General features: G+C 59.6%; 18 protein-coding genes. 11 read left to right on the plus strand and 7 right to left on the minus strand.

Annotation, left to right across the window (positions count from 1 at the left end; all coding sequences use genetic code 11):
* Positions 1-1816 (plus strand): relaxase/mobilization nuclease domain-containing protein (locus tag ACN0X0_RS20995; RefSeq protein WP_417280820.1); only part of this gene is annotated, 1816 nt, incomplete at its 5' end.
* Between the two features lie 14 nt (positions 1817-1830).
* Positions 1831-3744, plus strand: a complete 1914-nt coding sequence (locus ACN0X0_RS21000; protein ID WP_417280821.1) for a type IV secretory system conjugative DNA transfer family protein — start codon at positions 1831-1833, stop codon at positions 3742-3744.
* Positions 3745-3771: 27 nt separating this feature from the next.
* On the opposite strand, the gene ACN0X0_RS21005 is transcribed toward ACN0X0_RS21000, so the two are convergent.
* From ACN0X0_RS21005 to ACN0X0_RS21025, 5 genes are all read right to left on the minus strand, one after another.
* Complete coding sequence (locus ACN0X0_RS21005) at positions 3772-4452, minus strand: transposase (protein ID WP_417280837.1); 681 nt, start codon at positions 4450-4452, stop codon at positions 3772-3774.
* 107 nt (positions 4453-4559) lie between these two features.
* Positions 4560-5156 carry a substrate binding domain-containing protein gene (locus ACN0X0_RS21010; RefSeq protein ID WP_417280822.1) on the minus strand — a complete coding sequence of 199 codons (597 nt, stop codon included), beginning with the start codon at positions 5154-5156 and terminating at the stop codon, positions 4560-4562.
* A 622-nt stretch (positions 5157-5778) separates the two neighbouring features.
* Complete coding sequence (locus tag ACN0X0_RS21015) at positions 5779-7020, minus strand: CaiB/BaiF CoA transferase family protein (protein WP_417280823.1); 1242 nt, start codon at positions 7018-7020, stop codon at positions 5779-5781.
* Position 7021: 1 nt separating this feature from the next.
* Positions 7022-7384 (minus strand): PaaI family thioesterase, encoded by a 363-nt coding sequence (locus ACN0X0_RS21020; RefSeq protein WP_417280824.1) that lies wholly within the window; start codon positions 7382-7384, stop codon positions 7022-7024.
* Positions 7385-7441: 57 nt separating this feature from the next.
* Positions 7442-8227 carry an IclR family transcriptional regulator gene (locus ACN0X0_RS21025; RefSeq protein WP_417280825.1) on the minus strand — a complete coding sequence of 262 codons (786 nt, stop codon included), beginning with the start codon at positions 8225-8227 and terminating at the stop codon, positions 7442-7444.
* A gap of 148 nt (positions 8228-8375) precedes the next feature.
* Between ACN0X0_RS21025 and ACN0X0_RS21030 the strand changes: the two genes are divergently transcribed.
* The 9 genes from ACN0X0_RS21030 to ACN0X0_RS21070 all read left to right on the plus strand — a co-directional run bounded on the left by ACN0X0_RS21030 (position 8376) and on the right by ACN0X0_RS21070 (position 19398).
* The gene (locus ACN0X0_RS21030) at positions 8376-9935 is read left to right on the plus strand and encodes an acyl-CoA synthetase (RefSeq protein ID WP_417280826.1); all 1560 of its coding nucleotides are present in this window, start codon (positions 8376-8378) and stop codon (positions 9933-9935) included.
* Positions 9936-9970: 35 nt separating this feature from the next.
* Positions 9971-11107 (plus strand): FAS1-like dehydratase domain-containing protein, encoded by a 1137-nt coding sequence (locus ACN0X0_RS21035; protein ID WP_417280827.1) that lies wholly within the window; start codon positions 9971-9973, stop codon positions 11105-11107.
* A 53-nt stretch (positions 11108-11160) separates the two neighbouring features.
* Positions 11161-11649 carry a TRAP transporter small permease gene (locus ACN0X0_RS21040; protein WP_417280828.1) on the plus strand — a complete coding sequence of 163 codons (489 nt, stop codon included), beginning with the start codon at positions 11161-11163 and terminating at the stop codon, positions 11647-11649.
* A 25-nt stretch (positions 11650-11674) separates the two neighbouring features.
* On the plus strand, positions 11675-12676 hold the full coding sequence (gene dctP / locus ACN0X0_RS21045) for a TRAP transporter substrate-binding protein DctP (RefSeq protein ID WP_417280829.1): 1002 nt from the start codon (positions 11675-11677) through the stop codon (positions 12674-12676).
* A 77-nt stretch (positions 12677-12753) separates the two neighbouring features.
* On the plus strand, positions 12754-14043 hold the full coding sequence (locus tag ACN0X0_RS21050) for a TRAP transporter large permease (RefSeq protein WP_417280830.1): 1290 nt from the start codon (positions 12754-12756) through the stop codon (positions 14041-14043).
* Positions 14044-14139: 96 nt separating this feature from the next.
* Positions 14140-15747, plus strand: coding sequence for a carboxyl transferase domain-containing protein (locus tag ACN0X0_RS21055; RefSeq protein ID WP_417280831.1), 1608 nt, complete (start codon positions 14140-14142; stop codon positions 15745-15747).
* A gap of 3 nt (positions 15748-15750) precedes the next feature.
* Complete coding sequence (locus tag ACN0X0_RS21060) at positions 15751-17742, plus strand: acetyl/propionyl/methylcrotonyl-CoA carboxylase subunit alpha (protein WP_417280832.1); 1992 nt, start codon at positions 15751-15753, stop codon at positions 17740-17742.
* Positions 17739-18599 (plus strand): hydroxymethylglutaryl-CoA lyase, encoded by an 861-nt coding sequence (locus ACN0X0_RS21065; RefSeq protein WP_417280833.1) that lies wholly within the window; start codon positions 17739-17741, stop codon positions 18597-18599. The genes ACN0X0_RS21060 and ACN0X0_RS21065 overlap by 4 nt, the downstream gene beginning before the upstream one ends.
* A 10-nt stretch (positions 18600-18609) precedes the next feature.
* Complete coding sequence (locus ACN0X0_RS21070; protein ID WP_417280834.1) at positions 18610-19398, plus strand: crotonase/enoyl-CoA hydratase family protein; 789 nt, start codon at positions 18610-18612, stop codon at positions 19396-19398.
* A 4-nt stretch (positions 19399-19402) separates the two neighbouring features.
* Here ACN0X0_RS21070 and ACN0X0_RS21075 read toward each other — a convergent pair whose 3' ends face one another.
* Together ACN0X0_RS21075 and ACN0X0_RS21080 are read right to left on the minus strand one after the other, a co-directional pair.
* Positions 19403-20404 (minus strand): P1 family peptidase, encoded by a 1002-nt coding sequence (locus ACN0X0_RS21075; RefSeq protein WP_417280835.1) that lies wholly within the window; start codon positions 20402-20404, stop codon positions 19403-19405.
* Between the two features lie 553 nt (positions 20405-20957).
* Positions 20958-21833, minus strand: coding sequence for an ATPase, T2SS/T4P/T4SS family (locus ACN0X0_RS21080; protein WP_417280836.1), 876 nt, complete (start codon positions 21831-21833; stop codon positions 20958-20960).
* Between the last annotated feature and the right edge of the window lie 2 nt (positions 21834-21835).

Below are 21835 nucleotides of genomic sequence, written 5' to 3' on the forward strand. Positions count from 1 at the left end.
GGGGCGGAGCTTTGCGCGCGTCGGATCCATGTCGGCGCGCAACGCGCTGAAGGCGGCCTCGGGGCAAAGCCGTGCGGCGGTCTTCAAACGGATACGGGCGGGAGGCTGCAAGACGAGAGGAAGCCTCGGGGCGCAGCTCTCCTACATCAACGACAAGGCGGTCTACACCTACTCGACGATGACCAATGCCCTGACCGATGCGGCGGTGCTTTCTGAGGATCAGAAAGAGGACATCATCGAGGATTGGGCCGGGACCTGGCGCGGCTCGACTAAGCTCGGTTTCACCTCGCACATGCTGCTGTCCTTCCCGACCGACGTGACGGTCGACCAGGTGCGCAACATCGCGATGGACTGGACGGAGCATTTCTTCGAGAGCGGCGAATACGGCGATCAGTGGGACTATGTCCTCGCGGTTCATGACGACCGGGCGCACAAGCACGCGCACATCATCCTGAACAATCGCGGCGTCGAAAACGGGACCTGGTTCTCCTGCTGGACCGAGGGCGTGATGTCGCCGCAGCTCATGCGCGAGAAGCAGGCCGAGATCGCGGAAGGCTATGGTGTTGTCCTCGATGCCACCACCCGGCTCGAGCGCGGCATCTTCGAGAAGCCCGCCGGGATCGAGGAGATCTACCGCGCCAAGGAAGAGGCCCGCCTGCCGCGCGAGATCGTCATGACGGCCCAGGAATCCGCCATCGCCCAGGCGCAGGTGGTGGGCTTCGCCAAGGACTACAAGAACCTCGCCGATCTGCTGGACCGGATGGACCAGCGTCACATGGCGCGCGCCGTACGCGGCATGGCGGACGGGCTTGGATCCGGCACGCCGTGGAACTTCACCGAAGGAGAGATAGACATGAAGGACATCAAGACCGTCGGTGACGCGATCGACTATTCCGAGCGCACGATCGAGGCGCTGAGACTCAAGGCCGAGGAACTGGACCCGTCCGAGCGCGCCGCCTTCGAGGCCAAGGCCGCGCCGATCATCGCTGACCTGTCGCAGATGGTGCCGGACCCGGAACTGCGCGCGCGTTTCGGCAAGCAGCTCGAGGAACCCTATCCGCCGGGGGCGGGCAGCGAGGTGCTGATCGCCGCGCTGCAGTCCGGCAATGACGAGGGGCTGCGCGACATGCTGGAACGCGCCGAAGAGGCCGGGATGGACAGCGAGGAACTGGTGGCACGCATCGCTGCGGGCGGCACGCGGAACTACGGCATGGCGCAGGACTGGGTCGAGCGGGACATGAACGCGGTGTTGGCCATGGACGGCCTGAGCGTGGAGACCGCCACTGACGAGCAGCTCGATGCCGCGCTCGAAAAGGTCGACGGTGTGATGGACGCGCTGATGGAGCGGGCGAAAGAACTGGGCGTCGAAATCGGTCGGACCCTCGCGGACGAGGAGGAGGCGACATTGCCCCTTATCGACGAGGATGACCGGACGCCCAATCCCTACCTGCAGGACCTCGCCGACATGCTGCGTGACGGCAAGCTCACCGAGGCACAGGAAGAGACGGTCGAGCGGACCCTGCAATCCGAGCTCTTCAAGGAATTGGGCGAGGAAGGCTTGGCCGAACTTCGGCGCGGCAACTACGAGGTGCTGGATGCGGCCCTGCCCAGCAAGCTCGATCAAATCACCGTCACGCAGGAGTTCCTCGAGATGACCTTCGAGGAAACGGGCGATCAGGTCTTCACCGACCGCGCCGCCGGGTTGCAGCAGGACAAGGCGACCGAGGTCGCGCGGCTGCGCGGCCAGCAGGAGGCGCAGGAAATGGGGCGCGACCTTGGCCGCGACCGCGGTCTCGATGACGAGATGGAATTCTAAAGGGGTTGACCACCATGACCAAGACACTTCCCCTCTGGGCCGCGCTACTCTTCGGAGTGATCTGTGGCGCCGTCATCGGCACTATCGTTGCCGCCTTCTATCTGACCCTGGCCCTGAAAACCGGGTTTCAGAGCTTCGACATGCTGGCGCTCTGGAAGGCGAGCGCCGGCACCCGCGCGGCGCACGCGCAAGCCTTCAAGGTAGGGTTCGGCGCCGTCGGCTTCGGGGCGATTGGCCTCGGTGCCTTGGCGCTGGCCTGGACCTGGAAGAAGGAGCGCGATGATTACGGCTCGGCCCACTGGCAGACCAAGGCGGAGCTGAAGAAGAACGACATGCTGCAGGCGCCGGGCAAGGGCTTTATCTGCGGAAAACTCGGCGCGCCGACCGCGAAGGCGGAGTTCATCTCCTCGACCACGATCCCGCATGTGATGATGGTGGCGCCGACACGCGCCGGTAAGGGCGTCGGCTTCGTGATCCCGAACCTTCTGAGTTTCGCGGGCTCGGTCGTGGTCCTCGACGTGAAGGGCGAGAACTTCGAGAAGACTGCACGGCTGCGGGCGGTGAACGGCGACGAGGTCTATAGATTCAGCCCTTTCGACTGGTCCAATGCTACACACCGCTACAACCCGCTGTCGCGGATCGCCAAGGCCCCGACATTCGCGCAGCGCTTCACCGAAGTCTCGATCCTGGCCGACCTCTTCCTCGACAAGGACAACAAGACGCTCGACACTTTCTCCGAGGCCGGCAAGTCGATCTTCGTCGCGGCATGTCTGCTGGCGATCCAGCGCGGCACGCCGAACCTTGGCGCGGTGAACCAGATCGTCGCCGGGGGTGAATACAAGAACGCCCAGTACAAGACCTATGCAGACGAAGCCGAGGAAGACATCCTGCGCGAGCTCTGGACCAACGCCGCCTCGGCCTCATCGCGGCTGCTGACCTCGAACATCCAGGCGCTGATGACCGCCGGTCTCAAGCAGTGGGACAATCCGGCGGTGCGATCGGCCACCGAGGCGAGTGACTTCGATTTCTCGACGTTCAGGAAGACACCGCAGTCGCTCTACATCGCTGTGTCTGAGGATCACATCGCGACATTGGCGCCGCTCCTGCGCCTAATGTTTGCCGATCTCATCGCCTCGATCCGGCTGAACGAACCCGGTCCGGACGAGCCCTGGCCGGTCATGATGATGATCGACGAATTCCAGCAGATGGGGGCCATGCCCTATCTTGAGCGCGCGATCCATTCGCTGGCAAGCTACGGTGGCCGCGTCGCGATGATCGCGCAGTCGCTGGCCTCGCTCGACCGGATCTATGGGCCAGAGGGCCGCGAAAGCCTCGAGAACGGGGCAGGGCTCAAGCTCTACATCACCCCGCGTGATCAGCGCACCGTGAAGGAAGTTTCCGCCGCCGTCGGCAGCACCACCCGCGAGGCGGTCACCCGGATGTATGGCCGCAACAAGGGGTTCCTTGGCGCGACCTCGACATCAGCGCGGCTGGAAGAACGGCCGCTGCTTTCCGAGACCGAAGCGCGCCTCATGGATCCCGACGAGGTCATAATTCTCGCTTCGCCCCAGCATCCGATCAAGGCGAGCCGGATCAAGTATTACGACGATCCGTTCTTCAAGGAGATGCTGGCCCGCCAGGAGGGCAAGCCATTCCCCTATCCGCCGAGCGTGCAGGGCGTGGGGCCTTGGGGTAGCGTGGATGGTGACGCAGCCCTCTCAGACGATCAGGCGAAACCAGCCGAACGCGCGCCGGTCCGGGACCGTTCGCAACGCCGCGAAGCGCGGGCGATGAGCGTGAGGACGATGGAGCCAGGACGCGGGCAGCCTGAGCCCGAGACGCTCGAGCGGGAAGCGGCAGTACCGAAGGAATGGGAGGCGGCGCTCGACCGGCAGGAGGATTTCATCGAGGAGTTATTGGGTGGGTGAGCGCGGTTGACTAGGATCTGTTGACGTTTACTTGAGCCACAAGACTGTGGCCGCGACTGCAATAATGGCTTTGGAGCTGGTGTCCGTCTTGCAGTAGCGTGTTGCGATGCCTCTGTAATTCTTGATCTTCTGGAAGAAATTCTCCACTAGATGCCACCATTTATACATCTCTTTGTCGTAGCCGGTAGGGTGTTTATGGTTCTTACTCGGTGGAATGACAGGCGCGATATCGTTTCTTGAAAGGGCCTCGCAGAGCCAATCCGCATTGAACGCGCGGTCGGCTAGCATGTGGTCTGCCTCCAGACCCTCCAACAGGTCTGGCACACCACGCAGCTCATGGGCCTGCCCCGGCAGCAGGCAGAAGTCGGCGCGGTGGACTTTGACAATGGAACCATAGATCATCGCGGATTCGAAGTAGGATCTGGCAGCCAGCGCCTTGAATATACGATAGAAAGCATCGACCTTCACCCAACGACGGAACCGCTTAAGGACTGAGTTCCAGTTCCCGAAATCGCCGGGCAAGTCACGCCACCGCGCACCCGTGCGCACGATCCAGGGGACAGGTTCCATGAAAAGGTGCGAGCCTCGACTTGTTTGACCCGGATCAGTCGTTTTTCCAAGGTCATACGGTTCGATGATCGCCCGTTGGGCGTCACTCAAAACGAAACGGGTCAAGGTTGCTCTCCTCTGTTTGCAACCTTGAAACAGAACTCAACGATAATAGGCATCCTGAACGTCAACAAACCCTAAAGCTTATGTCTGCTCTGCGGAGTGAAGCGCAGCACGGCGTGTCTTTGTATTCCGTTGTATTCCGTTTAACGCTTAAGTCTCGCAATCACTGTATCCAGAAACAACCGTGCCAGTTTAGAAAGAGACGCGTTTCCTGCATGAACCGCGAACAGCTTGATCTCTGGAAAAGACCACTCTGGCAAAACCTCGACGAGTTGTCCCGTCAGCAATGCGTCGCGGCACAGTGGCTCAGGCAATTCTCCAATGCCATGGCCTGCCAGCACCGCTGCTCTGATCGCATCGTAATCATTAATCGTTAGGTGGGGCTCAAAGCGGATCTCATCCGTCCGCCCCTGTCTGGAGAGCGACCAGTTCACCTCGTACGATGAATGGAAGCCGAAACCTATGGTCTTGTGATCTTTCAGCTCCGCAGCCGCGCGGGGCAACGGATTGGCGGCGACATATCCTGGCGCAGCAAGCAACCGATGCCGGTACCTGAGCAAAGTCCTGGTCACCAGATTGGGCTGTTCGGGGGGAGCAACGCGAAACGAGAGGTCCACGCCATCATCGACAAAATCCAGCAGCCGTTCGGATATCTCAGCGATCAAGGCAGACCCAGGCGGGCCAACCAATAACACCCGTGCCCATGGGCGGACCGAGGCAGAAATCGCGCGAAGCGGCATGCGCTACGTTTTCCTCCGCCCCAATCTGTTCATGCAGAATATGTTGATCGGCGCAGAGTCCATCAAAGAACAGGGGCGGTTCTCCTTCGCTATGGGGACTGGAAGAATGGGCATGATCGACACGCGCGACATTGCGGCTGGTGCATGTTGTGGCGGCGTACAGCCAAGGAGATGGAGGCGGGAAAAGCGAAGGAAACCGGCTGGCGATGAAGGCACTGTTCGACCAGAGCGGGATCCCCGGCTTTGTCGCTAGGGCAGGCGCAGACGTCATTGGCTGGATCGGAGATCGGCGTTACCGCGTCTCGCCTCGTCGCGAGTGCTCAAACTCGTGGATGAATTGGATGTCTGGTCCGTTTCCTGTTTCTTCATCGACAAACGGTTGAGGCGCACGGGCCTCTCGCTCAAACTTCTGAACGCAGCCGTGGACTGGGCGTGTGTGACGTCAGCAGCGATGGCTCAGCCTAGGCGATTTTATAAGATAAAGATCCGCAACCAATTAGAGCCATGGCGAGAAGGTTGTCAAAGACATCCATCTTGCCACTGAAAAACAGTATTTAGCGAGGCAGGCTTCACAGATTGGAGCGAAAAGGCGATCCGTCGCCTTTTCATAGTTCCTTGATGTCTAAATAGGATCTTTCACTGCGGTTCGACCGCCAATGACTGAGCGACGACACAATTGATCGACCTTTTCCTCGGAATATCCCAGTGCATCATGGAGAACTTCATGGGTGTTTTCGCCCAAAAGTGCCGGCGCTGTGGCCGGGCCGGGCCCTCTTCCATCGAACCGGATCGGCCCGCGCACGACTTTCATGGTGCCGATCTCCGGGTGGGAGACTTCCTCGATCAATCCATGTGCTGCGACATGCTCCTGCGACAGCGCATCGCCGATCGAGAGAATGGGAGCATTGGGAACGTCGAAGTCTGTCAAACGCTCCAGCCAATACGCTGTGGTGTCTTGGGTCATTCTCTCATGGATGAGGGGTTCAAGTTCATTGCGGTTGGCGAGCCGTGCCTCATAAAGGGCAAAGCGCGGATCTTCGATCAGATTCTCCCGCCCCAGGCAGCGTGCGAAATTGTGCCAGAAACGCTCTGTCAAGCAGGCCACGATCACATGGCCGTCTGCGGTCGGAAACGATCCGTAAGGCACGATACTGGGGTGTTGTGTGCCGACGGGCTTCGGGCTTTCGCCAGTGACGAAATAGATTTGCGACAGATAGCCCTGCAACGCGATCAGGCTGTCGAGCATTGCGATTTCGACATGACGACCGTGTCCTGTCACATTGCGCTCATGGAGCGCAGCAAGCACGCCGAACAGAGAGAAGATGCTGCCCGCCATATCTCCCATCGGGATGCCCAGCTTGTTCGGGGCCTGTCCTGGTTCGCAATTAACACTCATGACGCCTGAGAGCGCTTGCGCCACGATGTCAAACGCGGGTTTGTCACCATGGGGGCTGTCTTTGCCGAACCCGGTGATGGAGCAATAGATCAGCCCTTTGTTGTCCGCTTTCAGAGCATCGTAGCCGAGACCAAGTCGGTCCATTACGCCGGGCCGAAAGTTTTCGATCACGATGTCGCTCTGTGCGGCGAGCTCTCTTGCGATTTGAGCGCCTTCGGGAGATTTCAGATCAAGTGCGATACTCTTTTTGCAGCGATTAAGCGCGATGTAATAATGGCTCATGCCGCCTATGAAAGGCGGGAAGTTTCGCGTTTCATCGCCTTTCTCAATGGGCTCCACCTTGATGATGTCTGCCCCCAGATCGGCGAGGACCATACTCGCGTAGGGGCCGGAGAGAATGCGCGAGAAATCGAGAACTTTGATCCCTGCGAGGGGACCGCGATAGGTCGTGTCATGTGGTTTGGTCATCTCAGGTCACCTTGCGGGAAATTTTCATGACAGCGGTGGCAAGGGCGATGACCCGCGCCCCGTCGAGCACCTCGGCGTCGAGGAACATCATGGAGCCCGAGGTTTCTCGAACCGTCGCACGCGCGTCCAAACGCGCCCCGGGTTTTGCGGCGCTGACGAAACGCGTATCCAATTGAACCGTGACGCAAGGCGCCCTGTCCGCAGCAACCCATGCGACCAAGGCGATGGCCTGATCCAAAAGGGATGTGATGACCCCTCCATGAACCAGACCCAAGGCATTGCTGTGCTCCGCCGTGGTTTCCAGCGCGTAGACAAAACCTCCCTCTTCATCTCGCGCCGACATCACGGGCCCGATTTTATCCATCAACCCGCCAGCTTTCAGTGGCTTCCATATGATTTCCTCCCTCATTTGCGCTTTCCTCTAACTCCCTGTTGTAATTTGGATGGTTTCGATCGCGTCGCGCACCTCCATAAGCGCCGCCGCGAGTTTCGGAATTTCGCCCGCGTTCAGCCGCTCGGAGATGCCGATGCCGACGAGCGAACGGATCATCTCGTTGCGTTCGTTGAAAATGGGCACGGCCACAACCGTGACGCCGGAAATGTAGGTGCCGGTATCTACGGCGTATCCGCGGCTTCGGGCCTCATCGACTTCGATGAGCCACTCCTCGAAGGAAGGCGGATGATCCCAGACCAATTTAGAAAACTCTGCCTTCAACTTGGTTTCGTTCAGAGTGTTGAACGCGGCAAAGAGACGGCCCGTTGCGGAAATCAAAAGTGGGAAACGTGAGCCCAGATCGACCTGAAGCCGGAATGGCAAAGAGGATTGCGAGAGCGCGACGACCACCATCTGGGCCGGTTCGGCAAGCTGCGTCGCAATGGCCGTCACACCGAAACGAGACGACAATTCAGAGAGCCTTGGTTGGATCATCACGGAGAAGGTGTTCTTTTGTAGCGCCGAACGCGCCAGCGGCAGGATGCCGATTCCGATGGAGTATCGCTTCGTCTTCGAATCAAATTCCACCATGCCCTCATCCTGCAGCACGCGCAGAATGTGCAGGCAGGTGCTCGGCACCAAGCCCAGCTCACGGGCCATCGGATTGACCCCCACCGGATCGTTCGAGCGGGCTAAAAACCTCATGATAGCAAGGGCGCGGGTGACCGCAGGCACCTGTCGTTTCGTCGTCTGAGTGTCGTCTTTTTTGACCATTTTGCCCTCTGCTTACGCTTCAAAATCATTGTCTATATACAACAATTATAGCGTATTGACAATAATATATTCACCCCCTTACCGTTGATGTCAACGAGCACGACGCCCTGGAAACGGGGAAGACGGCTGGAATGGGAGGAAGAAGAAGATGGTCCGATTGACCGAGTACACGTCCTATGCGGATGCTCAGATGCACTACACGAAAGAGGCCTTGTGGGATCTGTTTGACGGCACGCGTGAGCGGTTCAACATTGCGCATGAATGTATCGACCGGCATGTGGATGGCGACAACGTGGCGCTTCGGATTGCTCATGCTGATGGGCGGGACGAGATCATTTCCTTCGCAGAGATTTCCCGCAGGTCATCGCAAATCGCGCATTTCCTGAAAGCGCAGGGGATCGTAAAGGGGGATCGTGTTGCGGTGATGATCGAACCGTCACTCCCGTTCTACTGCGCGATCTTCGGTGCGATGAAGGCAGGCGCAGTTGCCGTCCCGATGTTCACCTTGTTTGGGCCAGATGGGATCAAACTTCGCGTCGGCGATTGCAAGCCAGAACTGTTTTTCACCAATGCCGAGAAAGGTCCCGAGGCCGAAGAAGGCGGGGCGAAAAACGTCATCGTCGTCGATCAGGCCTTCCTTGACAGCCTGGCCGATCTCCCCGAAACCTTCGATTGGGACACAAGCGGCAGCGACTTGGCGGTGTTGCAATACACGTCCGGCACGACCCGCGCCCTACCTGCGGCTGTGCACCACAATCACCGTTCGATTGTCACGCTCATGGTCGCAGCCCTATATGCGACGGGCATTCGTCCGGGAGACCGCTTCTTCTGTCCGTCATCCCCGGCATGGGGGCACGGTCTTTGGCATGGAACTCTCGCTCCTTTGGCGATGGGTGTCTCGACAGGCACCTTCTCGGGCAAGTTCGACCCGGAGCGCCTTTTGAGAGCGTTGAGTGATTTCAAAATCACAAACCTCACTGCGGCGGCGACGCATTACAGAATGATGCGAAACTCTGGCGCTGCAGAGAACTATTCTTCCTGTTTCGAAAAGCTCTCTTTTACGGGTGAACCGATTGACAGTGAGACCGCCACCTATGTCGAGCAGTTGTTCGGTACCAAGGTCCGCTCCATGTACGGCACCACCGAAATCGGTGTGATCATCGCGAATTACCCTGGCGCCAACGATCTTGAGGTGCGCGACGGTGCCATGGGCAAGGCCGTTCCCGGTGTCGAGGTCGAGGTCCAACGCGATGACGGTTCGCGGTGCGATCCCGGCGAGACTGGGGAGCTGATGGTTAAAAAGGCGGGGAAATGGTTTCCGACCAAGGATCTGGGCCGTGTCGACGGGGATGGCTATTTTTACCACGGCGGGCGTGCCGACGATGTCATCATTTCTGCAGGCTGGACCATTGGTGCCGTCGAAGTCGAAGACGCGATACTGAGCCATCCGGCGGTGGCCGAATGCGGTGTGATCGGCGCCCCCGATAGCGTGCGAGGCCTCGTCGTCAAAGCCTATATCATTCTGAAAACGGAAGAGTGCGAAGGTCTCAAAGAGAGCATTCAGGACCATGTGCGCGCCAAGCTCGCGCGTCACGAATACCCCCGCCAAATCGAATTTGTCACCGAGCTGCCGAAAACCCCGGCGGGCAAGGTGAACCGCAAAATCCTGCGTGACCAGCAGGCCGCCAAACTTGCCTCTGCCGAATGACGGCAGAGCGCAATCATCTTTCAAGGAGGAATAAGATGAACGATATGACCCGGAAGTTTCCGAAAATCACGGAAGAAGGCCTCGACGATCTGCGCAAGCGGATTGGCGTCAAGATCGAGAAAACGGTTGAGCCGTGGTGCTATGAAGCGACCCGCGACAACATCCGTCACTACGCGCATGGCATCGGCGACGACAACCCGCTGTGGTGCGATCCTGAGTATGCCAAGACGACGAAATACGGCGATGTGATCGCGCTTCCAAGCTTTCTGTTTTCCACCAGCCGGATCATCTCCGGCTATGTCGGCGGTCTGCCGGGGGTACACGCGATGTGGTCGGGCGCCAACTGGAACTGGCACAAGACCATCCCGCGCAACACCGAGTTTCGCACCGAGGCCTATCTGAAGGATCTGATTGAGCACGACACCCGTTTTGCCGGCAAAGCGATCCAGCAGATCTACCACGTCGATTTCTATGACTCCAAAACCGGCGATCTATTGGCCGATGCCGACAGCTGGTGTTTCCGCACGGACCGCGATCAAGCACGCGAGAACGGCACGAAATACACCGCCGCAAAGGAAAAAGGCCGTCGCGTCTACACCCAGGACGAATTGAACGAATACTACAAGTATTACGAGAACGAGACGATTCGGGGTGCCGAAACCCGCTATTGGGACGATGTGAACGAGGGCGATGCAATCCCGACGATCGTCAAGGGGCCGATGACCGCCACTGGCTTTATCGCCTATGCGCAGGGCTGGGGCGGTCTTTACATCCGTGCCAACAAGCTCGCCTGGCAACTTCAGCAGAAACATCCGTCGGCCGGGATCAAGAACCGCTTTGGCATTCCCGACTGCCCGGAACGTGTGCATTGGGAAGAAGAATTCGCGCTCGAAGTCGGCGCGCCGGGGGCCTATGACTATGGTCCGGAACGCTCTTCCTGGCTGACACAGCACGTGACCAACTGGATGGGGGATGACGGTTTCCTTCGCAAAGCGAACTCGCAGGTGCGCCGCCATAACCCAGAAGGCGACATCATTCTGATCAGCGGGAAAGTGACGCGGAAGTTCGAAGAAGACGGGCGCCATTTGTTAGAAATCGAACAGCGTGCCGAACAGCAGGATGGGGAACTTTCTGCCATCGGCTCCGCCGTCGTCGAGCTTCCCAAACGCTGAGGGACACGCCGACGATTGTTTTCGACGTCAACCACTGGGAGGAAAGGTTGAACGTGTTAGGAACACTCTTAAAGAAACTTGAGGACATCCTGCATTTCGCAGGGTGCCTCGGTCTCGTGATCGTTGTTGCGCTGATCAATGCGGACATTCTTCTGCGCCTGTTCTTCAATGAACCCGTGCAGTTTCAGTTCGAGTTCACCGAACTCTACCTGATGCCCGCTCTGGCCACCTTGTCCCTGTCGCGGGTGTTCCGCGATGGTGGGCATCTTGCGCTCGACTTCGTTCCCGAGCACCTCCCCGGACTTATGGGAAGAGCAGTCGCGAAACTGCGACTGCTGCTTCCGGCCGCCTTCTTTGGCGCGGTCACCTATATGTCCGGCACATTCGCGTTCCATGCGTTCTCGCAAGGAGATGTTGAATTCGGAGTGATCGACTGGCCGCTCGGGTGGGCCTATGCCGTTGTGCCTTTGGGGTGCGGCGTTCTGGCTCTGCGGCTGCTCTATGACACTTTTCAAAAAGAAGTGTTTGAGACGACCCAATAGAAACTTTTCAGGGAGGAGACTGAAAATGACTATCGCAAGGAAAGCATTTGCCGCTTTTGCAAGTGTAATGGCACTCGGCGCTTTTGCGGCACAGGCGGAAACACTGAGCCTCGGTGACTTCCAATCCACCAGCCATATCGTCTCGGTGGAAGGCACGGTCAAATGGATGGCCGCGGTCGAGGAGGCTACGGGCGGAGAAATCGCATTTAACCACTTTCCGTCGCAACAAGCGGCCAAGTCCAAGGCACAGCTCGATGCTGTGAAAAGCGGCATTCTGGATGCAGCACTTTTGGGCGCGTCCTATCACGCCGAAACCTTACCGCTGAATTCGATCGTCGGCCTGCCGGGTTACTATGGCTCCGCGGTCCAAGGCACAAAAGCGTTGCAGGCGATGTTGAAAGAGGGGCCGCTGCGCGAGGAGGTGCTCGCCGCTGGTGTGACACCGATTTTCGGGTTCACCTTGCCGCCCTATCAGGTGCTGGCCAAGGAACGCCTTGGCTTGCCTGCCGATTGGGACGCGCTTGATGTCCGGACTTCGGGCGCCACACAGGCGATGACCGCGCGCGATTTGGGGGCCGTCGGCATTTCAATCCCGGGCCCAGAGGTCTACACGGCGGTGGAACGTGGGCGTCTCGATGCAGTTCTGTTCCCGCTGGCTTCTGTACCCGGCTATAAGCTGAACGAAGTCGTCAGCCATATTTCCACCAACGGATCCTTCGGTGGCTACAGTTTCATCATGGTGGTCCGCAGCGATCTTTTCGACGCATTGGATGCCGAGACGCAGGAGGCGATGATCACGCTCGGCAATGAGACCGCCATTCATGTGGCCCAGGCTCAGGATGACAGTGTCGAAGATCTTATCGCACAGTGGAAAGCGGAAGGCATCGATACCTACAGCTTCACCGAGGCAGAACTCGCGGGGCTCAAGGAAGCGATGGGACCTGTGACGGATGATTGGGTCACGCGGATGGGCGGTGAAAAGGCGCAGAGTGTTCTGGCGACCTATCGCGCGCTCACCAGCCAATAACCTGCAGCATCTTCCCGAAACATCAGGGCGGTCGATCACCCGACCGGCTGCCCTCTCAAGGACTTCGTGTTCCCTTCATGCTGACTTTCATTGCCATACTCGTCCTTCTGGCGCTTCTCATGATCTTCCGAATGCCGATTGCATTCGCCATGGGGATCACCGGCTTCGTGGGACTTTCTTTCCAGCTTGGTCTGCGCCCCGCATTGGCTGTGTTGGAACGGACATTCTTCGACAGCTCCGCCTCGTTCATCCTTGTGGCCATTCCGCTTTTCATCCTGATGGCGGAGCTCTTGACCGCAGGAGACGTGACGCGTCGCGCGATCATTTCCTGCCAGGCCTGGATCGGACATTTCAAAGGCGGGCTTGCCATGGCCACTGTCGGAGCCTCTGTCATTCTCGCCGCCTTGGTGGGCAGCTCGACAGCCTCCACCGCGGCGATGGCCGCTTCCGCCTTTCCGGAAATGCGCAATCACAACTATTCGCAGCGCCTGGCCGCTGCGGTGGTCTCTGTTGGCGGAACGCTCGCTGTTGTGGTGCCGCCCTCGATCGTTCTGGTGGTCTATGGGGTGCTCACCGAGACCTCCATCGGCAAACTGTTCATCGCGGGCATTATCCCCGGCCTTTTGACGGCCACCGGGCTTGCCATCGTGATCAAGCTCATCGCGCATACCACCGATCAGGCGCCCAAAGGCGATCCTTTCGAGCTGAAGAATGCGGTGAAAAGCAGCCGTCATGTGTTTCCCATGATCCTGCTAATGATCCTTGTGATTGGGGCAATTTATGGCGGCGTGGCCTCACCATCAGAGGCTGCAGCCCTCGGTGTCATGGGATCGCTGATCATCGTGATCTTTCAACGCACGCTGAGTTTCATGAACTTCAATCGCTGCGTTTCGGGTGCAATCCGCGCCACCGTGATGATCGTCGCCATCGTCGCTTGTTCCGCGATATTCTCGAACTACCTTGCCTTTACACGCATCACCCATTCGCTTCTGGAATTCGTCGCGACGACCGAGATGTCCCGTGGCACGATCATGGCGATCATGATTCTCACACTTCTGGTCATGGGCATGTTCATGGACCAACTCGCGATCCTCTCACTTGCTATGCCTCTGGCCTTCCCGACTGCCATGGCGTTGGATTTCGATCCGATCTGGTTTGGCATCGTCGTGACAAAAACAGTGGAAATCGGCCTTCTGACGCCACCTCTTGGCCTCAACGCCTATGTCGCGGCGGCCCAGACCGGCGTCCCGCTCAGTAAAATCTTCCGCGGTATCCTGCCCTTTCTTGGCATGGAGATCCTGGTTCTGCTTTTGCTCATCTTCTTTCCGCAGATCACCTTGTGGCTGCCAAGCCTGATGCTGCGCTGAATGCTGAGCTGAGAAAAACGAAAACAAGGCCACCCGGGCCGGTTGCCCTTTTGGCGACCGGACAGGAGAGGTGCGCTGATAAGACTGGAGAATGACATGACGATCTTGCACAGCAACGTCAGTATGGAAGCCCCCGAGTTCGAAGAGAACCGGAACGCAATGCAGGCACAATTCGACGAAATCGCAGACGAAGCTGCCCATGTCATGAAGGGGGGCTCTGAGGCGTCGAGAGCGCGTCACGTCTCCCGCGGCAAACTTCTGCCCCGTGATCGGATTGCCGCCCTGCTTGATCCCGGCTCTCCCTTTCTCGAGGTTGGGCTGTTTGCGGCCAGTGGTCACTACAATGACGAAATCCCCGCAGCGGGTGCCATTGCAGGCATTGGCCGGGTCGAGGGGCGCGACTGCATGATCCTGTGCAATGACGCGACCGTGAAAGGCGGCACCTATTTTCCTCTCACCGTGAAAAAACACCTGCGTGCGCAGGAGATCGCGGAAGAGAACAACCTTCCCTGCATATATCTCGTCGACAGCGGCGGGGCCAATCTCAACAATCAGGACGAGGTCTTCCCGGATCGCGACCATTTCGGGCGTATTTTTTACAATCAAGCCCGGATGAGCGCCAAGGGCATCGCCCAGATCGCAGTGGTCATGGGGTCCTGCACGGCGGGGGGCGCCTATGTGCCCTCGATGAGCGACCAGACAATCATCGTGCGCGAACAGGGGACGATCTTCCTTGCCGGTCCGCCGCTTGTGAAAGTGGCGACGGGCGAAGAGGTCGACGCCGAAACTCTGGGTGGCGGCGATACGCATACGCGATTGTCTGGCGTGGCGGATTATCTGGCTGATGACGACCAACATGCGCTGGCCCTGGCACGTGAGATCGTGGCCAATCTGGGACCGGTGCCGCGCCCGAATATCGACCTGAAAGATGCGCGGGCGCCGCTCTATCCTGCCGAGGAGATCATGGGCATCGTCCCGGCCAACGATAAAACCCCCTTCGATGTGCGCGAGATCATCGCGCGGATCGTGGACGGGTCGGATTTCGTGGAATTCAAACCGCGCTATGGCACCACTTTGGTCACCGGGTTTGCTCATATCGATGGCGTGCCTGTGGGCATCCTTGGCAACAACGGTGTGCTGTTTTCCGAAAGCTCGCTCAAGGGCGCGCATTTCATCGAACTGTGTTGTCAGCGCAAAATCCCGATCCTGTTTTTGCAAAACATCACCGGCTTCATGGTCGGCTCGAAATATGAGGCGGGCGGGATTGCGAAAGACGGAGCCAAGCTGGTGACTGCCGTTTCCACCGCCAATGTCCCCAAGATTACCGTCATCATTGGCGGCTCGTATGGCGCGGGCAATTACGGCATGTGCGGGCGGGCATTCGGGCCACGGTTCGTCTGGATGTGGCCCAATGCGCGGATCTCCGTCATGGGCGGAGCACAGGCCTCCGGCGTTTTAGCGAATGTCAAACGCGCCGGCATCGAGGCCAAGGGCGGGAGTTGGTCCGAAGAGGAAGAGACCGAGTTCAAACGCCCGACCATCGAGATGTTCGACCGGCAATCGCGGCCGCTCTATGCCTCGTCGCGACTTTGGGACGACGGGATCATCGACCCGCGCAAAACCCGTGACGTGATCGCCCTGTCGCTGCGCGCAACCCTCAATGCCCCCGTCGAGGACACGAAATTCGGCCTGTTCAGGATGTAAACCATGACCGCACCTTTCGAAAAAATTCTGATCGCGAACCGGGGCGAGATCGCCTGTCGCGTCATCAAGTCTGCCCGCGAGATGGGCGTACGCACGGTTGCCGTCTACTCCGATGCCGATCGCCAGGCGCTTCATGTCGAACTGGCAAACGAGGCGGTTCACATCGGGCCTTCGCCTGTCTCTGAAAGCTATCTCGTGGCGGAGCGGATCATCGCTGCCGCCCTTGAGACGGGCGCGCAAGCGATCCATCCCGGCTATGGTTTCCTGTCGGAGAACCCGAAGTTCGTCGAGGCGGTCGAGGCCGCCGGTCTGACCTTTATCGGCCCGTCCGCAGCTGCGATCCGCGCCATGGGGCTCAAGGATGCGGCGAAAGACCTGATGCAAGCGGCGGGGGTTCCGGTCGTGCCGGGCTATCAGGGCGAAAATCAGGACCCGGCGTTTCTTGCCGCCGAGGCCGATCGGATCGGATATCCCGTTCTGATCAAGGCCCGCGCCGGCGGCGGCGGCAAGGGCATGCGTAAGGTGGAGGATCCCGCGCAGTTTCGCGACGCGCTCGAGTCGGCCTGGCGCGAAGGACAGTCGTCCTTCGGCGATCCGCATGTTTTGATCGAGAAATTCATCACCTCGCCGCGTCACATCGAGGTGCAGGTCTTCGGCGATGCCCATGGCAACGTGGTGCATCTGTTCGAACGCGATTGCTCCTTGCAGCGTCGCCATCAGAAGGTGATCGAAGAGGCCCCGGCGCCGGGGATGACCGACGCGGTGCGCGCGGCGATGACCGAAGCTGCGGTTACAGCCGCGAAAGCCATCAACTACGCGGGCGCAGGGACGATCGAGTTCATCGTCGATGGTTCGGGACCGCTGCGCCCGGACGGGTTCTGGTTCATGGAAATGAATACGCGCTTGCAGGTGGAGCACCCGGTCACCGAGGCCATCACCGGCGTCGATCTGGTCGCATGGCAATTGCGGGTGGCGGCGGGGGAGCCCTTGCCGGTTTCACAAGACGCTCTGACGATTTCCGGTCATGCCTTTGAAGCGCGTCTCTATGCCGAAGATCCATCGAACGGCTTTCTGCCCGCCACGGGTAAGCTTGAGCACCTCTCGTTTTCGGATACGGCACGCAATGATACTGGCGTGCGCTCCGGTGACACGATCAGCCCCTTCTATGATCCGATGATCGCAAAGGTCATTACCACAGGCGACACCCGCGAGATCGCGCTTGCCCGTTTGGTCGCGGCATTGCGGGACACCCATGTTGCAGGCACCACAACCAACACCGAATTCCTCGCCACGCTCGCTTTGCACACGGATTTTCAACACGGGCCATTCGACACCGGCCTGATCGAGCGCGAACTGGACGCTTTGACCGTGCCGACCCCTGTCTCTGAGGAACATCTGGCCTTTGCGGCTTTGGCGGGCCTCGGCATTCGCCCCGACACGCCCCGTCTCGGTTGGCGTCTCTGGGGAGAAGCACGCCATACAGTTGCTCTGACCTGCGGGTCCGACAGGTTTGAGCGTCACCTGATCCTGTATCCGGATGGGACCATCACTTTGACCGGCGGAGAGCGCGACGTGTTCCTTCGCGATGTCGTGATCGACAAAGGGCACATGCGCGCCACCACCGGTCTTCACAATGCGCAGATCAAAGCTTGGGCTGTTCACGCTTCTCGCCCTGACGGGCTTTTGATCTCTGTCCAGAGCGGAGGGGTCGTCCACGATTTCTCATTGTTCGATGCGCGACTGGGCAGCGCCACGGCAGCCGACGAAGGTCATGTCGTGGTGGCGCCCATGACGGGCGTAATCGTGACACTTGATATTTCTGTCGGAGACACTGTGGAGCCGGGCATGAAGCTCGGTGTGATGGAAGCGATGAAGATGGAGACCTCTTTGATCGCGCCGCGGGCCGGACGCATCGCAACCGTGCTCTGTGCTGCGGGGCAGACCGTCGAAGGGGGGGCCGTCCTTGTAACGCTTGAGGAAGAGGTTGCCGCATGACGGAACACGTCCGCATTTACGAGGTCGGCCCTCGCGACGGGCTTCAAAACGAAAACCGTCTCATTCCCGCTCGACAGAAGATCGAGCTGATCAATCTGCTCTCGGACGCCAGGTTCGAAAAGATCGAAGCCACGAGTTTCGTCTCTCCGAAATGGGTGCCGCAGCTTGCGGATGCCTCTGACGTCATGGCCGGGATCACCCGTTGCGAGGGCACAGATTACGCCGTTCTGACGCCGAACCTGAAAGGCTTTGAACGCGCTCTGGAGGTGGGGGCCGACGAGGTCGCCGTTTTTGCCTCCGCCTCCGAAGGCTTCAGCCAAAAGAACATAAATTGCTCGATTGCGGAAAGCCTGACGCGATTCGAACCGCTGATGGAGGCCGCCGCGAGGGCGGGAATCCCCGTGCGCGGCTACGTGTCCTGTGTCGTGGCCTGCCCCTATGATGGCGAGGTGGACCCAAGGGCCGTGCGCGATGTGGCACAGGCGCTCAAGGATATGGGATGTTACGAAATCTCCCTCGGCGACACGATTGGGGCAGGGACCCCTGACGCGATTTCGCGCATGCTCGAATGTGTTCTAACGTCTGTCCCGGCACAGGCGCTTGCCGGGCATTATCATGACACCGGGGATAAGGCGCTCGGCAATGTCGAGGCCTCGCTCGATCTGGGATTGCGTGTATTCGACAGTGCCGTTGGCGGTCTGGGCGGATGCCCCTATGCGCCCGGGGCCAAGGGCAATCTCTCCACCTCCGCGCTGGTCGAGCGGCTCGACCAACTGGGCTATCACACCGGGATTGATCGTGCCGCGCTATTGAAAGCCGAAACTTTTGTCGCCGCCATCGCGGCAGATACTCTCTGAGGACAATTCGATGACCTATGAAACGATCCGGATCGAGATCGACACCCGCCAGGTGGCCACGGTGACACTGGCCCGGACTGCGAAACACAATGCAATGGACGCCGTCATGATTGCGGAACTCACCGCCGCTGCAGAGCGTCTTTCAAAGGATGACGGCGTCCGTATTGTCGTCCTTAAAGCCGAGGGCAAAACCTTTTGTGCCGGGGGCGATCTCGGCTGGATGCGCGATCAGGCCGAGAAGGACCGACAGGGAAAGATGGATGAGGCCATGACCTTGGCGCGTATGCTCGGACTTTGGAATGCCCTGCCGAAACCCGTCATCGGACGGGTGCATGGCGCGGCCTATGGCGGCGGGCTTGGTCTCATCTGCGTCTGCGACATCGTCATCGCCGAAGACACCACCCGCTTTGCCCTGACGGAAACGCGTCTGGGCCTGATCCCCGCCACCATAGGCCCCTTTGTGGTCGGACGTCTTGGCGAGGCCTTTGCGCGTCAGGTGTTTTTCAACGCGAAGCCCTTCGATGTCGACTTCCTGATCCGAGCCGGCGTTGTGGCGGGCGCTTGCCCTTCGACGGAGCTGGATGCCGCCGTCGAAAGCGAGGTCGCCGCGCTGTTGCTTTGTGCCCCAGGTGCGGTGGCCGACGCGAAAGCACTTTGTCGGGCTCTGGCAGGTGTGAACCCAGTGGATGCGGCGGGATTCTCCGCCTCCGCGCTGGCGGATCGCTGGGAGACCCAAGAAACAAGGGACGGGATCGCGGCGTTTTTTGCCAAGGAGGACCCTGTCTGGCGGCGCGGCTGATCTGCTACGTCGCGGAGGTTTCGGACCAGGTGGGTAAAAGATCACCCGCCTCCGCCTGGGCCGAGTAGACCCCACGCGCGATGGCACGGGCCAGACAGGTCGCGGCCACAGCCCCGATATGCGCCAAGGCGGTGGCGCGATCCTCCGTCAAATCAAAATGCCCAGTGGAAGCGGCAAAGACCAGATCTCCGTCAAAGGGCGTATGCGCCGGAACAATCGCGCGGGCGATCCCATCGTGTGCCGCCACCGAGAGGCGATAACATTCCGCCTTGGTCAGTTTCGCATCTGTCGCGACAATCGCGATGGTGGTATTCTTCTGCTCAAGCGGAGAAATCTTGTGCCCGAAGGGTGCGCCGCTTCGACCTGCGACGGGATCTGGGCCCAATGCGCCGAATTCGCCGTTCTGTTCAAAGGGCGCCGCCCAGAAATGACGGCTGTTCTCGGGCGTCACCGACCCGACCGGGTTGACCGCGACGAGGGCACCAACCGTGATCTCTCCGATCCGGACAGAAGTGGAACCAAGCCCGCCTTTCACCGTGCCGGTCAAGGCGCCGTAGCCTGCGCCTGCTGTCCCGAGATCGAATGTTGCCGCTGCATTGCGATAGGCCGCTTCGCCCAAATCCCGATAGGGGTTTTGGCTCCAGCCCTTATCGCCGCCATTCATCAAATCGAACAGGATCGCACCGGGCACGATCGGCACGGACATCGTGCCGGCCTGAAAGCCGCGCCCTTCGCGGCGCAGCGCTTCAGAGACGCCACCACAGGCCTCCAACCCGAATGCCGATCCGCCCGACAGCACCAAGGCATCGACCCGGTCCACCAATTTGTCGGGGGCCAAAAGGTCGGTCTCACGCGTCCCCGGTGCACCGCCCATCACGCTCACGGAGGCCGTGAAAGGGGCGTCAGAGGTCAAAACGGTCACGCCCGATTTCAACGTCGGGGATGCGGCATTTCCGACGAGAACCCCGCGCACATCGGTGATTAAATTCTGGTCGGCTGAAAGCATTGTTTTCCCCTTCGCGGCAACCCGCTTGTTGAAGCATTGTCGTCGTCGTACCAGATTATGCCTTCCTTGGGACCCGAGATTTGCCCGCGGCTTAATTCTGCATTGCAGCATATTAGAGCATCAGGATCAGAACGTGGACAAATATGAAATCGAGAGTGCCGTCAAACGCGCTGAAGACCATCGCGTCTCAAATGTGCGTGCCTTTGTTATGCGTCTATTTCTTAAGCGGTGTGATTCTAGCTTTGTTTAGAAGTTGTGACATGAATCGCACAAAGTTTGTCGGAGGCTGTTTAGTTTGAGTTATGTTGCCATGGTTTCATTTTCCAGAGTTGTATAGAAGTTTCGCCGGAGGGAGGTTTCCGATTGGTTCGAGGCGGTGGCGGTTGTTGAACTCGGCTGTGAAAAGGCCATTGGCCGTTTCGGCTAGGGCGCCCTGCTCCGTTGAATGATCCCCTAGATCATTCGATCCGTCGGCGGGCCATCTTGAATTCATATGAGGCGCCAATACCTGCCTTAGCCAATTGTTCGGTGGGTCGGGGCGTCAGTATGAATGTTAATGTGATTCGGTTCCCGGCAGATAGAACTCCGTGATCCCCCGCTTCCCCTCAGCCCGCCCGAGCTGGACGATTACATCGATGGATTTCCGGATGTATTCCCGAACCTCGGCGAAGGTCAGCGGTGTGCCAGCCTGCAGCACCATGATCGCCAGCCGGTCGATGGCGAGTTCCGCGGTTTCCGCGTGGATGGTCGAGACCGACCCGCCATGGCCGGTGTTGATGGCCTCGAGATAGGTCAGGGCCTCGGCACCGCGCAACTCGCCGACGATAATCCGGTCGGGGCGCATGCGGAGGGAGGCCTGCAGGAGGGCGTTGGCGCTGCGTTGTGAACCGGCACCGCGGTCGGCCAGAAGGGCGACGTTGTTCGGCTGGCTGGGGAAGAGCTCAAAAGCGTCTTCGATGGTGATCAGCCGTTCGTGCTCGCCCACGTAGGTCAGCAGGTGGCGGGCGAAAGTGGTCTTGCCGGTCGAGGTGCCGCCGCTGATCAGGACGTTGAGTCGCGCCTCGACCAGGGTCTGCAGCGCGGCCTCGAGGTTGTCTTCGGCGAGACTGGCGATGTTTTTCATCTTCTCGGCGCGGAGGGCGTCGAGCGAGACGGCTTTGCCGAAGAGATAGGTCGGCGCGTAGTCTTCGACGCTGCCCGAGGCGAAGAGGCGGATGGTGATCGAAGCCCCGCGATCGATGGCGGGCGGCACAGCGACCTGGACCCGAAGGGGGCGGCCCGCATATTCCACCTTACCCGAGACGAGGGGGTTCTTTTCAGAGACGCGGGCCTTGGCATCGCCGACGATAGTCTGGGCCATATTGAGGGCGGTAGTCCGGTCCACGGTCTGGCCTTCGTGGCGCATGGTGGCGTCGCCCGCGACCTCGATCC

The sequence above is a fragment of the Celeribacter sp. genome (assembly GCF_048270365.1).
Taxonomy (GTDB): Bacteria; Pseudomonadota; Alphaproteobacteria; order Rhodobacterales; family Rhodobacteraceae; genus Celeribacter.

Coding starts and splice junctions, on each gene's coding strand:
- ACN0X0_RS21075 (WP_417280835.1), bottom strand. CDS start 20,404: ATGCTTTCAGCCGACCAGAATTTAATCACCGATGTGCGCGGGGTTCTC.
- ACN0X0_RS21065 (WP_417280833.1), top strand. CDS start 17,739: ATGACGGAACACGTCCGCATTTACGAGGTCGGCCCTCGCGACGGGCTT.
- ACN0X0_RS21060 (WP_417280832.1), top strand. CDS start 15,751: ATGACCGCACCTTTCGAAAAAATTCTGATCGCGAACCGGGGCGAGATC.
- dctP (WP_417280829.1), top strand. CDS start 11,675: ATGACTATCGCAAGGAAAGCATTTGCCGCTTTTGCAAGTGTAATGGCA.
- ACN0X0_RS21025 (WP_417280825.1), bottom strand. CDS start 8,227: ATGGTCAAAAAAGACGACACTCAGACGACGAAACGACAGGTGCCTGCG.
- ACN0X0_RS21000 (WP_417280821.1), top strand. CDS start 1,831: ATGACCAAGACACTTCCCCTCTGGGCCGCGCTACTCTTCGGAGTGATC.
- ACN0X0_RS21055 (WP_417280831.1), top strand. CDS start 14,140: ATGACGATCTTGCACAGCAACGTCAGTATGGAAGCCCCCGAGTTCGAA.
- ACN0X0_RS21050 (WP_417280830.1), top strand. CDS start 12,754: ATGCTGACTTTCATTGCCATACTCGTCCTTCTGGCGCTTCTCATGATC.
- ACN0X0_RS21020 (WP_417280824.1), bottom strand. CDS start 7,384: ATGGATAAAATCGGGCCCGTGATGTCGGCGCGAGATGAAGAGGGAGGT.
- ACN0X0_RS21070 (WP_417280834.1), top strand. CDS start 18,610: ATGACCTATGAAACGATCCGGATCGAGATCGACACCCGCCAGGTGGCC.
- ACN0X0_RS21015 (WP_417280823.1), bottom strand. CDS start 7,020: ATGACCAAACCACATGACACGACCTATCGCGGTCCCCTCGCAGGGATC.
- ACN0X0_RS21010 (WP_417280822.1), bottom strand. CDS start 5,156: ATGCCGCTTCGCGCGATTTCTGCCTCGGTCCGCCCATGGGCACGGGTG.
- ACN0X0_RS21030 (WP_417280826.1), top strand. CDS start 8,376: ATGGTCCGATTGACCGAGTACACGTCCTATGCGGATGCTCAGATGCAC.
- ACN0X0_RS21035 (WP_417280827.1), top strand. CDS start 9,971: ATGAACGATATGACCCGGAAGTTTCCGAAAATCACGGAAGAAGGCCTC.